We start from the raw sequence: 14,845 nt of genomic DNA, 5'->3' as shown, positions 1-14,845 counted from the left end.
GTGACGCCCGCAAGCTCAACCCACCACCCGCAACCGGCCCGCGAGGCGCAGCCGGAGACTCTGGAGCATCGAATGTCTGAGATCAACACCCCCACCTGGCCCGAGAACCGCGACGAGGCGACCGCCGACCGGCTGATCGCGTGCGCAGCTACAGGCACGCTCGACCTGGACGCACGTCACGATGCCCTGTATCGAGCCGTGCCGTGGGACGACAAGGCAGCGCCCGAGTATGGCCCCGCGATCCGTCGATGGGTCGATGCGATCAGCGCGACGGTATCGCGTGCGCAGTTCGCCGCGCTGCTCGTCACGATGCAGTCGCAGGACCGCGCAGTCGCCGACGCGGCTGCGCAGCTCATCTGGGACATGACCGAAGACGGCGGCTGGCTCATCGAGATCATGTGGGACTACCTCAACGACCGAGGCTACGACGCTGAGGCGATCGTCAAGCAGATCCGGGCCGAGCGCGGCACCAACGACGATGACGACCACTGAGCCTCGCCGTGCGTGGGCGACACCCGAGCAGCTCTCCGAATGGCTCCAGCTCGGCCCTAACGGCGTCCGCAAGCTGCGCACGATGCGCCGAGACGGCACCGGCCCGAAGTTCGTGCCAGTAGGCCGCGAGATCCGCTACGCATGGACCGACGTGCACGCATGGTGCGCAGCGAGGCGCGACCGTGGGTAGGCGCGGAGGGCGCGCGTCCCAGAGCCTCACCCGGCTCGTCCTGGAGACGTACGGCACGGTGTGCTGGCTCAAGCTCCCAGGATGCAAGGGCGTCGCGACGACGAAGGATCACATCATCCCCGCCGACCACGGCGGCCCTGACACGCTGGAGAATCTGCGCCCTGCGTGCAAGTCGTGCAACAGCAAGCGGCAAGACCGCGTCATCAGTGGCTATGGTGCCGTCGTCATCGTCGTCACCGGCCCGCCGGCGGCTGGCAAGACCACGCATGTTCTGCAGCACGCACGCCCCACTGACGTGGTGATCGACATGGATCGCATCGCGCGTTCCCTCATGCCCCTCGATCCCGACAACTCACACGACTACCCCGAGCACGTCCGACACGTGGCGATCGCAGCACGCAAGGCCGCCATCCGGCGAGCTACCCGCCTGCGCGAGCGCGTCACAGTGTGGCTCATCCACGCCATACCCGAGCCCAAGGATCTCGCCGAGTATCGAGCGTTCGGCTGGCGCATCGAGACCATCGACCCGGGCCGCGCCATCGTAGAGCAGCGAGCCCGCACCATGCGCCCCGCCGCGATGATGCACCACGTCGAGCGCTGGTATGCACAGCACCCTGACGCCCTCGACCTCGCGACTCGTGACCTCACCATCGAGAAGCTGACACCGGCAGCCGGCGGTGACTGGTGACGTGCTCATGCCCTTCGGGTGACGGCAGTCTGCGATGGCCGTGCGCGCTGCATCCGCCGGCCCGTTTTTCCGACAGCGAACGCACGGAAGCCCCGCGTCCACCGTCCCCATCTCCCCAGGTCACGCTAGAAAAAAGAAAGCGAGCGGCACCGTGAGTATGACGCTCCCAGGGTTCGACAACGAGACCCAAAACGGCCCAAATCTCGGCGGATACGGCCAAGGCGCGACCGAAAGCGAGATACGCCAAGCGATTGGCGAGATCGAGGCCGACATTCCCATGACCGGCATCCGCCGCATCCTCAAAGCCTCCGCGATCGCCCTCGCCATCAGCATCGACGCCGGCAACCGCAAGGGCCGCGCCGTCGCCAACGAGAATCGCGAGCTCGTCGCCGTGATGCAGCAGCTCTCGCCGGCCACCGACGACGCCGGCCCCACCGACGACAGCCACCTGACCCCCGAGACGAGGCGACTCCTTGACGCGCTTGCTGCTCCCGCCCAACTTGACGCAGCCCCGGAAGGTGACGCCCCGGAACTATGACCGCGCGACGCACGGCGCGAAGCTCGCCGCGATCGCCGCCGAGATGGGGCAACCGCTCCTGCCGTGGCAACGGTACGTCGCCGATGTCGCCCTGGAGGTCGATAGCTTCGGCCTGTTCGTGTACTCGACGATCGTCATCACCGTGCCGCGCCAGGCCGGCAAGACGACGCTCGATCTCGCGTCGTCGATTCAGAACGCGCTGCTCGGACGGAATCGCCGCACGTGGTACACCGCGCAGAGCGGCCAGCACGCCACCGAGAAGTTCCTTGAGATGGTCGAGCTGTGGGAGGAATGCGGCCTCCGACAGCTCGCGCCGGTCGCTCGCCGCTCGAACGGCTCCGCAGCTCTCCCCTTCGTCAACGGCTCGAAGTTCCGACCGTTCGCCCCCGTCGAGGGAGCGCTCGACGGCAAGCAGGCCGACAAGGTCAGCCTCGATGAGTTCTGGTACTGGACGAGTCAGCAGTACGCGGTGCTGCGCCAGTCGTTCAGCGCCACCAAGCTCACCCGCGAGAAGGTCACCGGACAGCGCCCGCAAACCTGGATCTTCTCAACCGAGGGCACCGTCGAATCGACCGCGCTGAATGCACTACTCGAGGAATGCCGCAGCGACGAACCCGATCCGACGGTCGCGTTCTTCGACTGGGGCATCCGCGAGGGCGATGACCCGTTCGACCTTGACCGGATCTACGCGTGCCACCCCGGCGCCGGCTTTCTGTTCACCCGCGAAGGTCTCGACGCTTTCCGCGCCGAGTTCGCCGACTCCCCGAGCGAGTTCGCCCGCGCGTTCGGCAACCGACGCACCGGCGCGACAGAGCGCGTCATCCCCGTCGAGCCGTGGAAGCGTGCAGCGTGGCACGAACCGACACCGCCCGCGCCAGGCCGCGTCTGCTTCGCCGCCGCCGTCGGCGTCGATGGCGTGGATACGACGATCACCGCGACCCAGCTTCACGCCGGCGGCACCCTCTCCGCAGTCGTCAAAGGTGGCTGGATGGAACACACCTACGGCGCGCTCGACAAGCTCCGCGAGCTGCGCGCGAAGTACCCGGACGCGGGATTCATCATCGACCCCTATGGCCCGTCCGCTGCGCTGCACGACGAGGCCGAACGCGACGGCTTCGAGCTGATCCCGGTCAAGACCGCCGACGCCGTCGCGGCCACTCAGGGCACCGTATCCGGCATCCAGAACCCGTCCGGCCCGACGTGGCGCTACCGGCCCCACCCGAAGCTCGACGCGGCGGCAGAGCTTGCCACCAAGCGATTCTCAGGCGACGGCACATGGCTATTCGGGCGACGCGCATCCGTCGGCTCGATCAGCGCCCTGGAGTCCGCGAATCTCGGCAGCTACGGCATTCATCACCTGCCCGCCGTGCGCGCCTTCCAGCTCGGCTGAGATCGGTCACGAACGGTCACGAGATGTCGTGACCGGTCGCGAGCGGTCGCGATTCTTGGGAGTCGCGTCCGCTCGCCGTCAGAGTCGTGGCCATGTCGTTCATCAGCACAGTCCGCGAGGCGGTCGTCAAGGCCGCGAAGTGGCTCAACGAGGTTCCGGATGCCCCAGCCGGCTACCCCGCCGATGTGTTCCCCGATGGACGGCAGCGGCAGGCGGCGGTGACGACGGAACGTGCCCTCTCCCTCTCGACGGTCTATCGCGGCATTCAGATTCACGCGACCGCCGCCTGCCAACTCTCGATCGCCGTCGAGCGTGACGGCGAGATCATCCCCACGCCGGCGCTGGTGCAGCGCCCCGACATCGACGAGACGCGATCCGCGTTCATCGAGTACACCGTCGTGTCGCTCTACGTGGACGGCAACGCCTTCTGGCGCATCATCCGCAACGACGCCGGCCAGGTGGTCAACCTCGTGGCCCTCAACCCTCACGAAGTCTCCGTGAACGTCGAGTACGACCGCCACAACAACGAGACGGTCACGTTCGGATGGCGCGGCCTCAAGCTCACCCGCCGCGACGTGAAGCACCTCCAGCTGCTCCGCATCCCCGGCCTGCGCCGCGGGCTCGGCCCGATCCAGGCCGCGCAGATCGAAGTGCGCGGCGCGCTCGACGCCCGCGACTACGGCGCGATGTGGCTCACCGACTCGAACATGCCCGACGGCGTGCTGTCCACCGATCAGGAACTTGCACCCGGCGACACCACGAAGTACAAGAACGTCTGGTACGGACGCAACCCCGACGGCACGCCGATCGCGGATGCCCCCGACAAGGCCATCGGCGAACGACTGCGCGTGCTCGGCAAGGGGCTGAGCTACACGCCGCTGCTGCTCAAGCCGTCCGACGTGCAGTTCCTCGAAACCCAGCAGTACTCGACGATCCAGATGGCGCGCCTGATCGGTGCGCCGGCCTCGATCATGCTCGTGGCCGTCGAGGGCTCCAGCGAGACGTACAGCAACGTCGAGCAGGAATGGATTGGGTACGTCCGATTCAGCCTCATGAAGCCGCTCCGCGAGATCGAGGAAGCGCTGACCGAGCTGCTTCCCGGCAAGCAGACCGCCCGATTCAAGATCGACGCGCTGCTGCGCTCCGACACCAAGACCCGCTACGAGGCGCACGGCATGTCGCTCGACCCGCAGAAGGGCTGGGCGACCGCCGACGAGGTTCGCGCGCTCGAAGGCATGGCACCGCTCACTGACGCGCAGCGCGCCGAACTCGACGCCCGCAAGACGACGACCAAGACCCCGGAGGCCGCGAATGCCTGACCTGACCACCGCGCGCGACAAGTTCGCCGCCCTCGCCGCCGGCCTTGAGTCGCGCTGGAACGTCGCGACCGACGACGACACCCGTACCGGAAGCCTGCACCTGTACGGCGCGATCGGCGGCTACTGGGGCGGCATCGACGCCGCCGAAATGGTGCCGGCGATCCGCGATCTCGACGTGGACACGCTCAACGTCTACGTCAACAGCCCCGGCGGCAACGTGTACGACGGCATCGCCATCCGCAACGCGCTCCGCAGCCACAAGGCACACGTGATCGTCACCGTGGACGGCCTCGCCGCATCCGCCGCATCGTTCATCGCGTGCGCCGGCGACGAAGTGGTCATGGCCGAGAACAGCGAGTTCATGATCCACGAGGCGTGGGGACTGGCGATCGGCAACGCCGACGACATGCTCGCCGCCGCCGACGACCTCGACCGCATCAGCGGCAACATCGCCGAGATGTATGCCGCGAAGGCCGGCGGTGACGCAGCCGACTGGCGCGCGCTCATGAAAGCCGAGACCTGGTACAGCGCCGCCGAGGCAGTCGCCGCCGGCCTCGCCGACCGCACAGACGCCGACGCCGAAGACGCCGACGAAGACGAGGCCACCGTCTCGAACCTGTTCGACCTGTCCATGTACGCCCACGCGGGCCGCGCAGCGGCCTCCGCACCCCTCCCTGTCGCCGCCATGGCGTCAAACCGAAAGGAACGCCCCATGCCCGAACTCACCCGCGCGGATCTCGACCAGGCGCTGTCTGAGCACGCCGAAGCGCAGACCCGGACGCTCGACACCCGTCTCGCGACGTTCTCGAACCCGGCAGCGACCGCCGGCCCCACCTGGCCGACGTTCGGCCACTTCGTCAAGGATCTCGTCGGCGGCTCCGCTGACGCGATGGCCTTCTACGAGACCAACGCGGCCTACGACGGTTCGACCACCGCCGACGACAAGCAGCCCAACACCTGGATTCGTGACGCCATCCACCTGATCCGCCGAACGCGCAAGATCATGGGCGAGTTCTCCACCGAGCCGCTTCCCGGTGACGGCATGACGCTGGAATACCTCCAGCTCAAGTCCAACAGCATCGCCGTCGCGAAGCAGGCCGCGCAGGGCGAGAATCTCGTCAAGGGCAAGATCCAGCTCAAGAGCGAGACGACCCCCGTTGACACCTACGGCGGCTGGACCGAACTCACCCGCCAGCAGATCGAGCGCGGCAGCGCTGCGTACATCTCCACCGCCCGCACGGCGATGAACCTGGAGTACGCCCGCGCAACCGAGGAAGTCGTCCGCGACCTCCTGCGCGGCATCATCGCGACCAAGCTCGCCGACGCTACGCCCGACCTCGCGATCGCCGCCGATGCGACCGCGTACGAGTGGCTGGATCTCATCGTCGACGCCGCCGGCCTGTTCGATGACCTGTCGTTCAACCTCGACGGCGGGCTCGTGTCCAAGGACGTGTTCAAGCGCCTCATCCGCCTGGAGGACACCAACGGCAACAGCCTCATGCGCGTCTGGGGCACCGGCATGAACCAGATCGGCGAACTCGACCTCCGCGAGGTGAAGGGCGACCTCGCCAGCGTGCAGTTCAAGATCCTGCCCGGCGCGCCCGAGAACACGGTCGAGTTCCACGACCGTCTCGGCATCACCACGTGGGAGAGCCCCGGCGCACCGTTCCGCCTCCAGGACACGAACGTCGTCAACCTCACCGAAGCGATGTCGCAGTACGGCTACCTGGCCGCAGCATCGCAGTTCCCCGACGCCATCCAGGCCGTCGAGGTCGAGCCGGCTATCGGCGGCTGACCATGCCCGACACGACGCCCGCCACCACCCTCGAATGGTACGTCCAAGCCGTCTCGGCCGACGCTCCGTTCGCGAAGGAATCCGAGGAGGTTGCAACGCAGATGGTCACCGATTTCATCGGTGACGGCAACCCCTTCGGAGTCCCGGCCAAGGTGGTGGCGCGCGCCGTGCTCGAAGTCGGCGCAGACCTCTACTACCGGAAGGCGAGCCGCAACGGCGTCGTCACGATGGAAGGTGTCGAGCCGCAGATGTTCCGCCTCAACCGCGATCCGATGGCAGCGGCATACCCGCTGCTGCGCCGCTACCTCGTGATGGGGCTCTAATGGTCGCCCCGCGCATCGTCCAGGCCAACGCGAAGGCGGGACAGCTCCGCACGATACTTGCCGACGCCGGCCTCGACAAAGTGACCGTGACGCTCGACGCCCGCGAGATCGCGTCCGCCGCTCGAAACGGCGTCATCGTGATCTCGCCGCCCGATCTCACGTTCGAGACCTGGCACAGCGTCGATGCGACCTACGAGCTTTCCGTCATCGCCGGCCCCGCCGACAACCTGCTCCACGCGTGGGAAACGCTCGACTCGATCATCGAGGCGCTGCGCGTCGGGAAGCTCGACATGACCACCGCACGGGGCGACATGTTCGCCCCGACCGGCTCGGCAGCTCTGCCGGGCTACACGATCAACCTCAATCCCGACACTCTCATCGACGACTGAAAGCAGGAATCATGCCCGTCAAAGCTCCCACTGTCGGCCCCGGCAGTTTCACCATCGGCTCGGAAGCCGCGCTCACCAACTTCTCGAGTCAGATCCGCGGCGCGAAGCTCGTGCCGAACGTCACCAAGGGCGACCCCATCGACGTGCTGTCGGGCGAGCAGGCACCCGGCGATCGCACTGAAGAGAACACGATCGTCGTCACGCTGCAGTCGGACTTCGGCCACGCCGATTCCAACACCGAGTGGCTGTGGGAGCACCGCGGCGAGCAGCACCCGTTCGAGTACGTGCCGAACAACACCCTCGACCGGAAGATCACCGGGACTCTCGTCGTCGAAGCGATCGAGATCGGCGGCGACGTGAAGACGAAGCCGAGCGCCGAGGTGACGTTCGATCTCGTCGGCCCTCCCGTCTTCGAGGCTCGGGTCTGACATGTCTTCGCCGGTCTACAAGGTCGAGGGAGGGCGCGAGCTGCGCCGCACCCTCAGACAAGCCGGCGACGACCTGCAAGACCTCACCAAAGCTCACCGCGAGGCCGCCGAGATCGCCGCCAAGGCATCGAGTGCCCTCGCACCGGTCAAGAGCGGCCGGCTGCGCGACACGATCCGCGCAGCCGGCACCAAGACCGCCGGCATTGTTCGGGCCGGCTTCGCCCGCGTCCCGTATGCCGGCCCCATCCATTGGGGCTGGGGACGCCGCCACATCAAAGCCCAACCGTTCATCTCGCGAGGCGCACAGGACAGCGAAGGCCGCTGGATCCGCGTCTACGAGGACTACATCGACACGACTCTAGAGAAAGTCAAGGGAACAACATGAAGCGCATGACACTGGCCGTCGAGCTCGAACAGCCCGGCACCGACGACACCATCGAGTACACCGTCGAGGGCGACAACCGAGACATGGTGCGGTTCGACCTGATCCGCGCTCGCAAGAACTGGCCGGGATCGTCTGACGCGCCGATCCTGTGGGCGACCGTCGTCGCCTACTTCGCCCTGCTCCGCTCGGGATCTATCCCGCAGTCCGAGACCGTCGAGCAGTTCATCGACCGCGCGGTGAACGTCACGTACCTGAAAGATGGCGAGCCCGTCACCCCTGAGCAGGCCATCGCCGGCGAGAGCGGTGACGACGTGGCCCCTTTCACGTCGGGAGCCGAGCACGGCTCCTGATCGAAATCGCGATCGAGACGGGGCAGCCGATGCCCTATCTGCTCGACGCCGACGACGAAGTGATCGAGACATTCGTGGAGCTGCTCAACGAGCGCGCCGAGGCCCGGAAAGTGAGGTGAGGTAATGGCCGGCAAGAGTGCTGTTCTCGCCATCCGCATCATTGCGGACGGCAAGCAGGCGGGCCGCGAGTTCGCCGAGACGAACAAGCAGGTTGCGGCGTTCGATGATGGCATGGGGAAGGCCGCCGGCGGTGCGGCCATCCTCGCCGCCGGCATCGGCGTGCTCGCGTATCAGGCCGGCCAGAGCGCATCGAACCTCCAGCAGGCCACGGGCGCGATCGAGTCCGTGTACGGCACGCACGCCAACGAGGTCAAGAAGATGGCCGATGCGGCGGCTGAGAATGTCGGGCTCGCCGAGTCTCAGTACATGGAGCTGTCGTCCGTCATCGGCTCGCAGCTCAAGAACATGGGCGTGCCCATGAACGATCTCGCCGGCCAGACCGATGATCTCGTGTCGCTCGGCGCGGATCTCGCCGCGACCTTCGGCGGCTCGACCTCTGACGCCGTGTCGGCGCTTGCCTCGCTGCTGCGCGGTGAGCGTGACCCGATCGAGAGATTCGGTGTCTCGATCAAACAGGCCGACGTGAACGCGCAGCTCGCCGCGATGGGCATGGCCGACCTTGAGGGCGAAGCCGCGAAGTCGGCAGAGACTCAGGCCGTGCTCGCGCTCCTCACCAAGCAGACTGCCGATGTCACCGGCCAGTTCGCCCGCGAGACGGACACCGCCGCCGGCTCGCAGCAGATCGCGAACGCACAGTACGAGAACGCAATGGCCGTGCTCGGCGAACGTCTCCTGCCGATCATGGCGCAGTTCTCCACCATGCTCGCCGACGTTGCCCTGTGGGTCGCCGAGAACTCGGAGCTGGTGACCGCCCTCGCCGTCGTGCTCGGCACGTTCGCCGGCGCGATCCTCATCGCCAACGGCGCGATCTCGGCCTATCGCACCATCGCCGCGATCGCCACGGCGGCACAGATCGCCTGGAACGTCGCGATGAGCGCGAACCCGCTTGGCCTCATCATCCTCGCAATCGCCGCCGTCGTCGCGGCCATCGTCTTCCTGATCACCAACTGGGAGGAAGTCGGACGCATCGCCGGCGAAGTCTGGGACAACATCATCGCCGCGATCGATACCGCGATCGGCTGGATCAAGGACGCCATCGGCTGGATCGGCTCACTGTTCGGTGCCGCCGGCGAAACCCCGCGCACGCACCGCGGCAGCGGCAATGGGGGAGGCGGGCCGGAAGCCACACCGGCGCTCATGGCGATGTCTGCCAGTACCGTCGCCCCGGCATCGTCCGCGACGAGCAGCGGCGGCGGCTGGGACTCGTGGGCCGCAACCAGCGCGCCTCGCGCCGGCGACAACGTCACGAACAACAACGTGACAGTCAATGGTGCTGTGGACGTGGACTCGACCGCCCGCCAGCTCAAAGGCATCCTCGGCGAGCACGACAAGCGCACCGGCGGCGGGGGGACGACATGGCGCTGACCGACGCCCCCCGCATCCAGATCGGCTCGACTGTCGTCTCGAACGCATGGACGCTCGCCGAGCGAATCGGAATCGACGGCGTGCGCCTGACGTGGGGCCGAAAGGCTCACACCGACCGCGCCGTGCCCGCGCAGGCGTACTTCGAGCTGATCGACACCGATGGCCACCTGGACGGATACGCCAGTCTCATCGGCGAGCCTGTCATCATCTCGCGCGGCCCCGCCGCCGACGGCAGCCGTCGTGTCATCTTCCGCGGTCGCGTGACTCACTATGGCGTCGAAGTCATCCACCTGACTGACCCGAACCTGTTCTACCGCCGGCGCGCGTGGCGGCTCTCGGTGAGTGCGTCCGACAAGCTCGCAGACCTGTCGCGCGTCGTCCTCGCCGGCCCCGGCGGGCCGCTCGTGCCGGCGCTCGGGCCGGGATACTGGCCGAGCGGTTCAGCCGAGCAGCGGCTCACCGACGTGCAGAACCAGGGTGCGCGCGACATCGTCACAGGCGGCGTCGATTGGGCACCCCTTCCCGACGGCGATCCCGGCGTGAGGGTCGCCACATGGGCGGAAGCAAAGACCGCGCTAGAGATCATCGAGAACGTCTACGCCGGCCACGCTCTCGGCTATGCCCTGTTCGACGCGCACACGAACACCGTTCATATCGGCACCCCTGCAATCTCCGCCGGCCTCGCGCTCACATGGGCCGGCGGCATCCTATCCATCACCGTCCCGAGCGGCGGCCAGGCGATCCCCGCGTCTCGCGTCGCAGTCCCGAACGGCTACAAAGCCACCACAGGCATCGACGAAGCGATCGACATCGTGCTCGCGCACTCTGGCGGAACCGTCATAGCAGACGACGGCAGCGGCGGATTCACCGTCTCCCAGTACGAGAACGTCGTGGAGCACGCCGTCGCAGGGTACGACATGATCGCCGGCGGACGGCGCGAGCATCGAATCGCGACTGACTTTTTCACCGCACCCGACCGCCCCGACGCCGGCGCAGCGGTCTACGAGTACCCGTTCCCGATGTCCGTCATGAACAGCCCCTACGGCTGGCGAGAATCTACCAACAGTTTTCACGCCGGACTCGACTTCTCATACCCGGACATCGGCGGCGCGGCGATTCACCCCGTCGGCCCCGGCGTCGTCGTGGAGAAGACGACGCTCCACAGCGGATGGGGAAACACGATCGTCATCGACCACGGCGACGGGCTGTCTTCTCGTTACGCGCACATGGTCGATCCGTCCACGCTCGCGATCGGCGAGACGGTCACGCGCGACAGCGTGCTCGGGTACGTCGGCACGACGGGCAACTCGAGCGGAAACCACCTGCACCTGGAGACCTACGTCAACGGCGCACACATCGACCCGCAGATCTGGATGGCCGATCGGCAGAGCGCGACACCGCCGGCCCCCGAGCCCGCCGACGATTCCAAGCTCGCAGCGATCGCGGCACGCACCGCCGCCGCGCTCGGGCAGCTCACCGGTAAGACCGTGATGCCGCCGCTGCGCCTCGACTGGCGACACTTCGAGTACAGCCAAACGGTGACGGATGCATTCATCGACACCAAGACTTCGCGTGTCCCGCTCTACTTTCCCGGCTCTGTCTTCGCCACGATGCTCGACGCCGCAGCCGTTCATCAGATCATCGGCGGCACGCTCGTCTTCGCCGAGGGCGGCTGGACTCTCGATGCGACAGTCGCCCCGGCGCTTGGCCACGGCGAAGGCGTCACGGTCGCCGGTCTCGTCACCCGAGATGAACCGACGATCGCCGATTTCTCTGACGACATCACCCTCGCCGATCTCGGCAACATCACGATTGGAGCCACCGCATGAGCGGCGTGACCCCGCACGGCATCCGCTACCCCGACGGGGCGAGCAAGGCCAAGAATCTCGGCCCCGAGCTGAAGCAGATGGCCGAAGACATCGACGGCTTCATCGATGACAAATTCGATGCCAGTGATCCTCTGTTCGCCGCTCTCGCCAACGCGGCGATCACCGCCGCCCTCACCACGAAGCTGGGGCTTTCCAAGTGCGTGCACCTTGAAGCCGGGAAATGGGTGTGGGACGGCCCCAACGCGCCTACCGCGACCCACTACCTCATCCCCGACGAGAACGCCGCTCTCGTCGCCCGCGCCACACCTTTCCCGACCCCATCGGCCACCGCGCCGGAACTCATCTGGTAGGAGACCACAGATCATGGCTGACGCAAACAAGACCCTCGTTACTCGAGCGGATTTCACCAGCAACGTAAACGCCGCCGCCGGTCGCGCGCAGCTCCTGTTCGACGGTCAGGCGTCCGACGTCGCGTCGTTCACCGGTGTCCGTGACATCACGGGACTCATCACCCCCGGCCGCATCGCGTCCGGACGGCTGCTGATGCTGCGCGATGGCAGCGACGTTGACTGGATTTTCGCCAACGTCGTGCTCCCGCCCGAGGCCGAGGGGCAGTCGTGGCAGCTCTTTTCTCGCCCCGAACTCGCACCGTTCCGCCCGTTCTACACGACGACGCACACCTACCGCACGAACCTTGGCGATGTCGTCCGTCTAGCCGTCAACTCGTCCGTTGCACTATTCGTGCAGTACGCGAAGTCCGGCACTGCGATCAACACCGTGCTCTCCAGCCGCACGCGCGCGGGGTGGCCTGCCACTCTTCCCGGTGTGGCGGACGGTCAGCCTGTGGTCGTGGTCCCGTGACTTATCTTCTGACCCTCACTGACGAGCTGGCCCTTGACGAGACGGGCCGTAGGGCGATCGCGAAAGACTTCGTGGCTCGCACCGAGGTATCTCGCCCCGGCGTCACCGCGACGTTCAAAGCGCCGGTGTTCAACCCCGAGAGCCCCGCACTGCTCACCATCCGGCAGAAGGTGATGCGAGCGATGCTCGGGCGCGGCACGTGCTCGATGCTCGTCGCCGGTGATTCCAAGTCGTCGGAGTACCTGGGAACCGTCGTGTCCTGGCCGACGCAGCTGCGCCGGCTGCTCGATGCGGTCGAAGGTTTCGTGCAGGCGGACAACGGCGTGATGGACGCTCGCTGGACTTCTGCCGGCATGTCGCCCACCCCGACGACCTCGATAGGGCTCCAGCCGACGACCGCTGGCACGACCGCCGTCAAATCTGTCACGTTCACGGGCACCGTCACTGCATCCGGCGGCAAGCTGCTCGCGCGCATCCCCGGCGGCGGCTCCGCGACTCTCACTATCAACGGAGCTTCGCAGACGGTCGCGATCTCGTCCGCCGCCGGATTCCAGACCGTGGAGCTGGGAGGCCTGTCCGCCGGCCCCATCACCGTCACAATCTCATCGACGGCAGACCTTCACGTCGCCGGCATCCGGTTTACCTACTCCACGCCGGGGCTCATCATCAGCAACCCTGCGCGCCCGTCGTCGGCAGCTTCGGACTGGTCACCGGGAAGCAGTACCGGGCGATGGGCGACCGTCGTCGCCGGCCCCGCCACTGATCCTGATTTCATCGTCAGCGCGCTCGGCACCAACGAGATCACCGACCTCGCCGCCCTCACGACCTACTACGACGCCCTCGCGACCCGCGGTGTTCCCGTCATCATCGTGTCGCCCGGAGGGCTGGGACTCTCCCGCACGCGCCCCGAGGCTGAGGCACTGGCAGCGCGCCTGTACTCGATCGCACAGTCCCGCGACTGGGTGCTCATCGACTTCGAGCAGGTTATCGGCACCTACGACCAAGCGCTCGCACATCTGCTCATGCTCGACACTCTGCACGAGAACAGCCGCGCCGCGCTGCTCGAAGCCCTCGCCGTCTACGCACTCATTTTCGGAGGTCTGTCGTGACCACTCAAGTTGATCTCGGCCACGGACGCGGCTGGGCGTCTCCTACGGCGGCGGCATCCATCCTCCGCATTGATCGGCAGCTCGGTCGCCTCGCCGACATCAACGAGGCCGGCAGGTCGCCCGAGAAAGCCAACGAGAACCGCCGCAAATGGCTCGCCTACGAGCGCTACCTCAACGGCGGCCCGTGGGCGCCTAAAGCGCCGTTTGCGCTCGGCGCTGAAGACTCCGTGCACTGCTCAGGTGATGCCGCCGACTCTGACGACTGGTACGACCCCGCCGCCGCCGCCGTATGGCGCGCGAACGGATGGCGACAGACCGCGCTCTACCCACACAATCTCGCCAAGCACGAGCCCTGGCACGGCGAGCACTTCGTCCATCTCGATACCCACCGTTTCGACCCCGTACCCGCCACACCCGCCACCGTGATTCCCGAGGAGGAACCAGAAATGCAAACGATCAAGTGGGGTGAACACATCTTCACGCTCGACGAGATGTACCTCAAGCACGAGACCAATACCAAGCAGGCGTCGATTATGGGGTGGCTGTTCAACCGCAACGACCGTATGACGAAGGGCTCCACCCTCATCGGTGTCGATAACGAGGCCGTCAACGCGCTCCAGAAGACGCTATCGATCCCCTGGTACGCATTCGATCTCGTCATGTCGGGCCGCGGATTCAACATCGACGGCACGCGAGGCGACGGCACCGGCGAGAACGGTCGCGTGTGGTCTCTCCTGCACGAGATGAACGCGAAGCTCGACGGCATCCGCATCGACACGTCCGGGCTCGCGCAGAGCCTCGATGACATCACCAAGAAAATCAACGATGCCGGAAAGGGCACCAAATGAACAAGCAGGTTATCTTCATCATCATCGCGAGCCTGGCCGCCGTCGGCCTGGCGGGCGTATTCGCCCTCCAGCTGCTCCGCCCCGAAGCGAGCGCGACCCTCATCAACTTCGTTTTCCAGCTGCTCATGCTGCTCGGCGGATTCGGCGGCCTCGCGGCCATGCAGGCGCAGCAGAACAAGGAGATCGAGACGATCAAGACCAACACCAACGGCACGCTCACCCGCCGCGACGACGAGATCGCCGCCCTGCGCTCGAAGCTCGCTGAGCACGCACCGCAGGCACTCGCGGAGGTTGAGACTGGCGCGATCGACGTGAGCGACAAGCTGCGCCGCGACCTGTAGACGGGGGAGAGCGCATAGACTCCCT

19 protein-coding genes are annotated in these 14,845 nt (G+C 66.7%); all 19 read left to right on the top strand.

The features are described 5' to 3' along the window. Positions 1 to 72 precede the first annotated feature (72 nt). The 19 genes from MRBLMI13_RS05620 to MRBLMI13_RS05530 all read left to right on the top strand — a co-directional run bounded on the left by MRBLMI13_RS05620 (position 73) and on the right by MRBLMI13_RS05530 (position 14,820). Entirely contained in the window at positions 73 to 492 is a 420-nt protein-coding gene (locus tag MRBLMI13_RS05620; RefSeq protein WP_367819844.1) for a hypothetical protein, read from the top strand. Next, the gene (locus tag MRBLMI13_RS05615) at positions 479 to 682 is read left to right on the top strand and encodes a DNA-binding protein (RefSeq protein WP_367819846.1); all 204 of its coding nucleotides are present in this window, start codon (positions 479 to 481) and stop codon (positions 680 to 682) included. The genes MRBLMI13_RS05620 and MRBLMI13_RS05615 overlap by 14 nt, the downstream gene beginning before the upstream one ends. Continuing rightward, entirely contained in the window at positions 675 to 1,370 is a 696-nt protein-coding gene (locus MRBLMI13_RS05610) for an HNH endonuclease (protein WP_367819848.1), read from the top strand. Before MRBLMI13_RS05615 ends, MRBLMI13_RS05610 begins: the two co-directional genes overlap by 8 nt. 151 nt (positions 1,371 to 1,521) lie before the next feature. Then, positions 1,522 to 1,908, top strand: coding sequence for a hypothetical protein (locus MRBLMI13_RS05605; protein WP_367819850.1), 387 nt, complete (start codon positions 1,522 to 1,524; stop codon positions 1,906 to 1,908). Then, complete coding sequence (locus tag MRBLMI13_RS05600; RefSeq protein WP_367819852.1) at positions 1,889 to 3,298, top strand: hypothetical protein; 1,410 nt, start codon at positions 1,889 to 1,891, stop codon at positions 3,296 to 3,298. Before MRBLMI13_RS05605 ends, MRBLMI13_RS05600 begins: the two co-directional genes overlap by 20 nt. A 92-nt stretch (positions 3,299 to 3,390) precedes the next feature. Beyond that, positions 3,391 to 4,617, top strand: a complete 1,227-nt coding sequence (locus tag MRBLMI13_RS05595) for a phage portal protein (protein WP_367819854.1) — start codon at positions 3,391 to 3,393, stop codon at positions 4,615 to 4,617. Next, complete coding sequence (locus MRBLMI13_RS05590; RefSeq protein WP_367819856.1) at positions 4,610 to 6,412, top strand: head maturation protease, ClpP-related; 1,803 nt, start codon at positions 4,610 to 4,612, stop codon at positions 6,410 to 6,412. Before MRBLMI13_RS05595 ends, MRBLMI13_RS05590 begins: the two co-directional genes overlap by 8 nt. A gap of 2 nt (positions 6,413 to 6,414) precedes the next feature. Continuing rightward, complete coding sequence (locus tag MRBLMI13_RS05585; protein WP_367819858.1) at positions 6,415 to 6,735, top strand: hypothetical protein; 321 nt, start codon at positions 6,415 to 6,417, stop codon at positions 6,733 to 6,735. Continuing rightward, on the top strand, positions 6,735 to 7,124 hold the full coding sequence (locus MRBLMI13_RS05580; protein ID WP_367819860.1) for a hypothetical protein: 390 nt from the start codon (positions 6,735 to 6,737) through the stop codon (positions 7,122 to 7,124). The genes MRBLMI13_RS05585 and MRBLMI13_RS05580 overlap by 1 nt, the downstream gene beginning before the upstream one ends. Before the next feature lie 11 nt (positions 7,125 to 7,135). Continuing rightward, positions 7,136 to 7,552, top strand: coding sequence for a hypothetical protein (locus tag MRBLMI13_RS05575; RefSeq protein ID WP_367819862.1), 417 nt, complete (start codon positions 7,136 to 7,138; stop codon positions 7,550 to 7,552). 1 nt (position 7,553) lies between these two features. After that, positions 7,554 to 7,937 (top strand): hypothetical protein, encoded by a 384-nt coding sequence (locus MRBLMI13_RS05570; protein ID WP_367819864.1) that lies wholly within the window; start codon positions 7,554 to 7,556, stop codon positions 7,935 to 7,937. Beyond that, positions 7,934 to 8,287, top strand: coding sequence for a hypothetical protein (locus MRBLMI13_RS05565; protein ID WP_367819866.1), 354 nt, complete (start codon positions 7,934 to 7,936; stop codon positions 8,285 to 8,287). The genes MRBLMI13_RS05570 and MRBLMI13_RS05565 overlap by 4 nt, the downstream gene beginning before the upstream one ends. A gap of 123 nt (positions 8,288 to 8,410) precedes the next feature. Next, the gene (locus MRBLMI13_RS05560; protein WP_367819868.1) at positions 8,411 to 9,832 is read left to right on the top strand and encodes a hypothetical protein; all 1,422 of its coding nucleotides are present in this window, start codon (positions 8,411 to 8,413) and stop codon (positions 9,830 to 9,832) included. Then, a complete protein-coding gene (locus MRBLMI13_RS05555) occupies positions 9,823 to 11,661 on the top strand; it encodes a M23 family metallopeptidase (RefSeq protein WP_367819870.1) in 1,839 nt (612 codons plus the stop codon). The genes MRBLMI13_RS05560 and MRBLMI13_RS05555 overlap by 10 nt, the downstream gene beginning before the upstream one ends. Then, positions 11,658 to 12,011 carry a hypothetical protein gene (locus tag MRBLMI13_RS05550; protein ID WP_367819872.1) on the top strand — a complete coding sequence of 118 codons (354 nt, stop codon included), beginning with the start codon at positions 11,658 to 11,660 and terminating at the stop codon, positions 12,009 to 12,011. The genes MRBLMI13_RS05555 and MRBLMI13_RS05550 overlap by 4 nt, the downstream gene beginning before the upstream one ends. A 13-nt stretch (positions 12,012 to 12,024) precedes the next feature. After that, positions 12,025 to 12,522, top strand: coding sequence for a hypothetical protein (locus MRBLMI13_RS05545; RefSeq protein ID WP_367819874.1), 498 nt, complete (start codon positions 12,025 to 12,027; stop codon positions 12,520 to 12,522). Next, on the top strand, positions 12,519 to 13,631 hold the full coding sequence (locus MRBLMI13_RS05540; RefSeq protein ID WP_367819876.1) for a hypothetical protein: 1,113 nt from the start codon (positions 12,519 to 12,521) through the stop codon (positions 13,629 to 13,631). The genes MRBLMI13_RS05545 and MRBLMI13_RS05540 overlap by 4 nt, the downstream gene beginning before the upstream one ends. After that, entirely contained in the window at positions 13,628 to 14,479 is an 852-nt protein-coding gene (locus MRBLMI13_RS05535) for a hypothetical protein (RefSeq protein WP_367819878.1), read from the top strand. Before MRBLMI13_RS05540 ends, MRBLMI13_RS05535 begins: the two co-directional genes overlap by 4 nt. Further along, positions 14,476 to 14,820 (top strand): hypothetical protein, encoded by a 345-nt coding sequence (locus tag MRBLMI13_RS05530; protein WP_367819880.1) that lies wholly within the window; start codon positions 14,476 to 14,478, stop codon positions 14,818 to 14,820. Before MRBLMI13_RS05535 ends, MRBLMI13_RS05530 begins: the two co-directional genes overlap by 4 nt. Positions 14,821 to 14,845: the final 25 nt, after the last annotated feature.

Origin of the sequence: Microbacterium sp. LMI13-1-1.1 (assembly GCF_040815625.1) — a bacterium.
In the GTDB taxonomy this organism is placed as follows: domain Bacteria; phylum Actinomycetota; class Actinomycetes; order Actinomycetales; family Microbacteriaceae; genus Microbacterium; species Microbacterium forte.
Note: the sequence above shows the minus strand (reverse complement) of the source record. Positions and strands in the feature narration are given on the sequence as shown.

Bases quoted from the DNA above. Each gene is read 5' to 3' on its own strand.
- MRBLMI13_RS05620 (WP_367819844.1), top strand. From the start codon at position 73: ATGTCTGAGATCAACACCCCCACCTGGCCCGAGAACCGCGACGAGGCG.
- MRBLMI13_RS05615 (WP_367819846.1), top strand. From the start codon at position 479: ATGACGACCACTGAGCCTCGCCGTGCGTGGGCGACACCCGAGCAGCTC.
- MRBLMI13_RS05595 (WP_367819854.1), top strand. From the start codon at position 3,391: ATGTCGTTCATCAGCACAGTCCGCGAGGCGGTCGTCAAGGCCGCGAAG.
- MRBLMI13_RS05590 (WP_367819856.1), top strand. From the start codon at position 4,610: ATGCCTGACCTGACCACCGCGCGCGACAAGTTCGCCGCCCTCGCCGCC.
- MRBLMI13_RS05585 (WP_367819858.1), top strand. From the start codon at position 6,415: ATGCCCGACACGACGCCCGCCACCACCCTCGAATGGTACGTCCAAGCC.
- MRBLMI13_RS05580 (WP_367819860.1), top strand. From the start codon at position 6,735: ATGGTCGCCCCGCGCATCGTCCAGGCCAACGCGAAGGCGGGACAGCTC.
- MRBLMI13_RS05575 (WP_367819862.1), top strand. From the start codon at position 7,136: ATGCCCGTCAAAGCTCCCACTGTCGGCCCCGGCAGTTTCACCATCGGC.
- MRBLMI13_RS05570 (WP_367819864.1), top strand. From the start codon at position 7,554: ATGTCTTCGCCGGTCTACAAGGTCGAGGGAGGGCGCGAGCTGCGCCGC.
- MRBLMI13_RS05565 (WP_367819866.1), top strand. From the start codon at position 7,934: ATGAAGCGCATGACACTGGCCGTCGAGCTCGAACAGCCCGGCACCGAC.
- MRBLMI13_RS05560 (WP_367819868.1), top strand. From the start codon at position 8,411: ATGGCCGGCAAGAGTGCTGTTCTCGCCATCCGCATCATTGCGGACGGC.
- MRBLMI13_RS05555 (WP_367819870.1), top strand. From the start codon at position 9,823: ATGGCGCTGACCGACGCCCCCCGCATCCAGATCGGCTCGACTGTCGTC.
- MRBLMI13_RS05550 (WP_367819872.1), top strand. From the start codon at position 11,658: ATGAGCGGCGTGACCCCGCACGGCATCCGCTACCCCGACGGGGCGAGC.
- MRBLMI13_RS05545 (WP_367819874.1), top strand. From the start codon at position 12,025: ATGGCTGACGCAAACAAGACCCTCGTTACTCGAGCGGATTTCACCAGC.
- MRBLMI13_RS05530 (WP_367819880.1), top strand. From the start codon at position 14,476: ATGAACAAGCAGGTTATCTTCATCATCATCGCGAGCCTGGCCGCCGTC.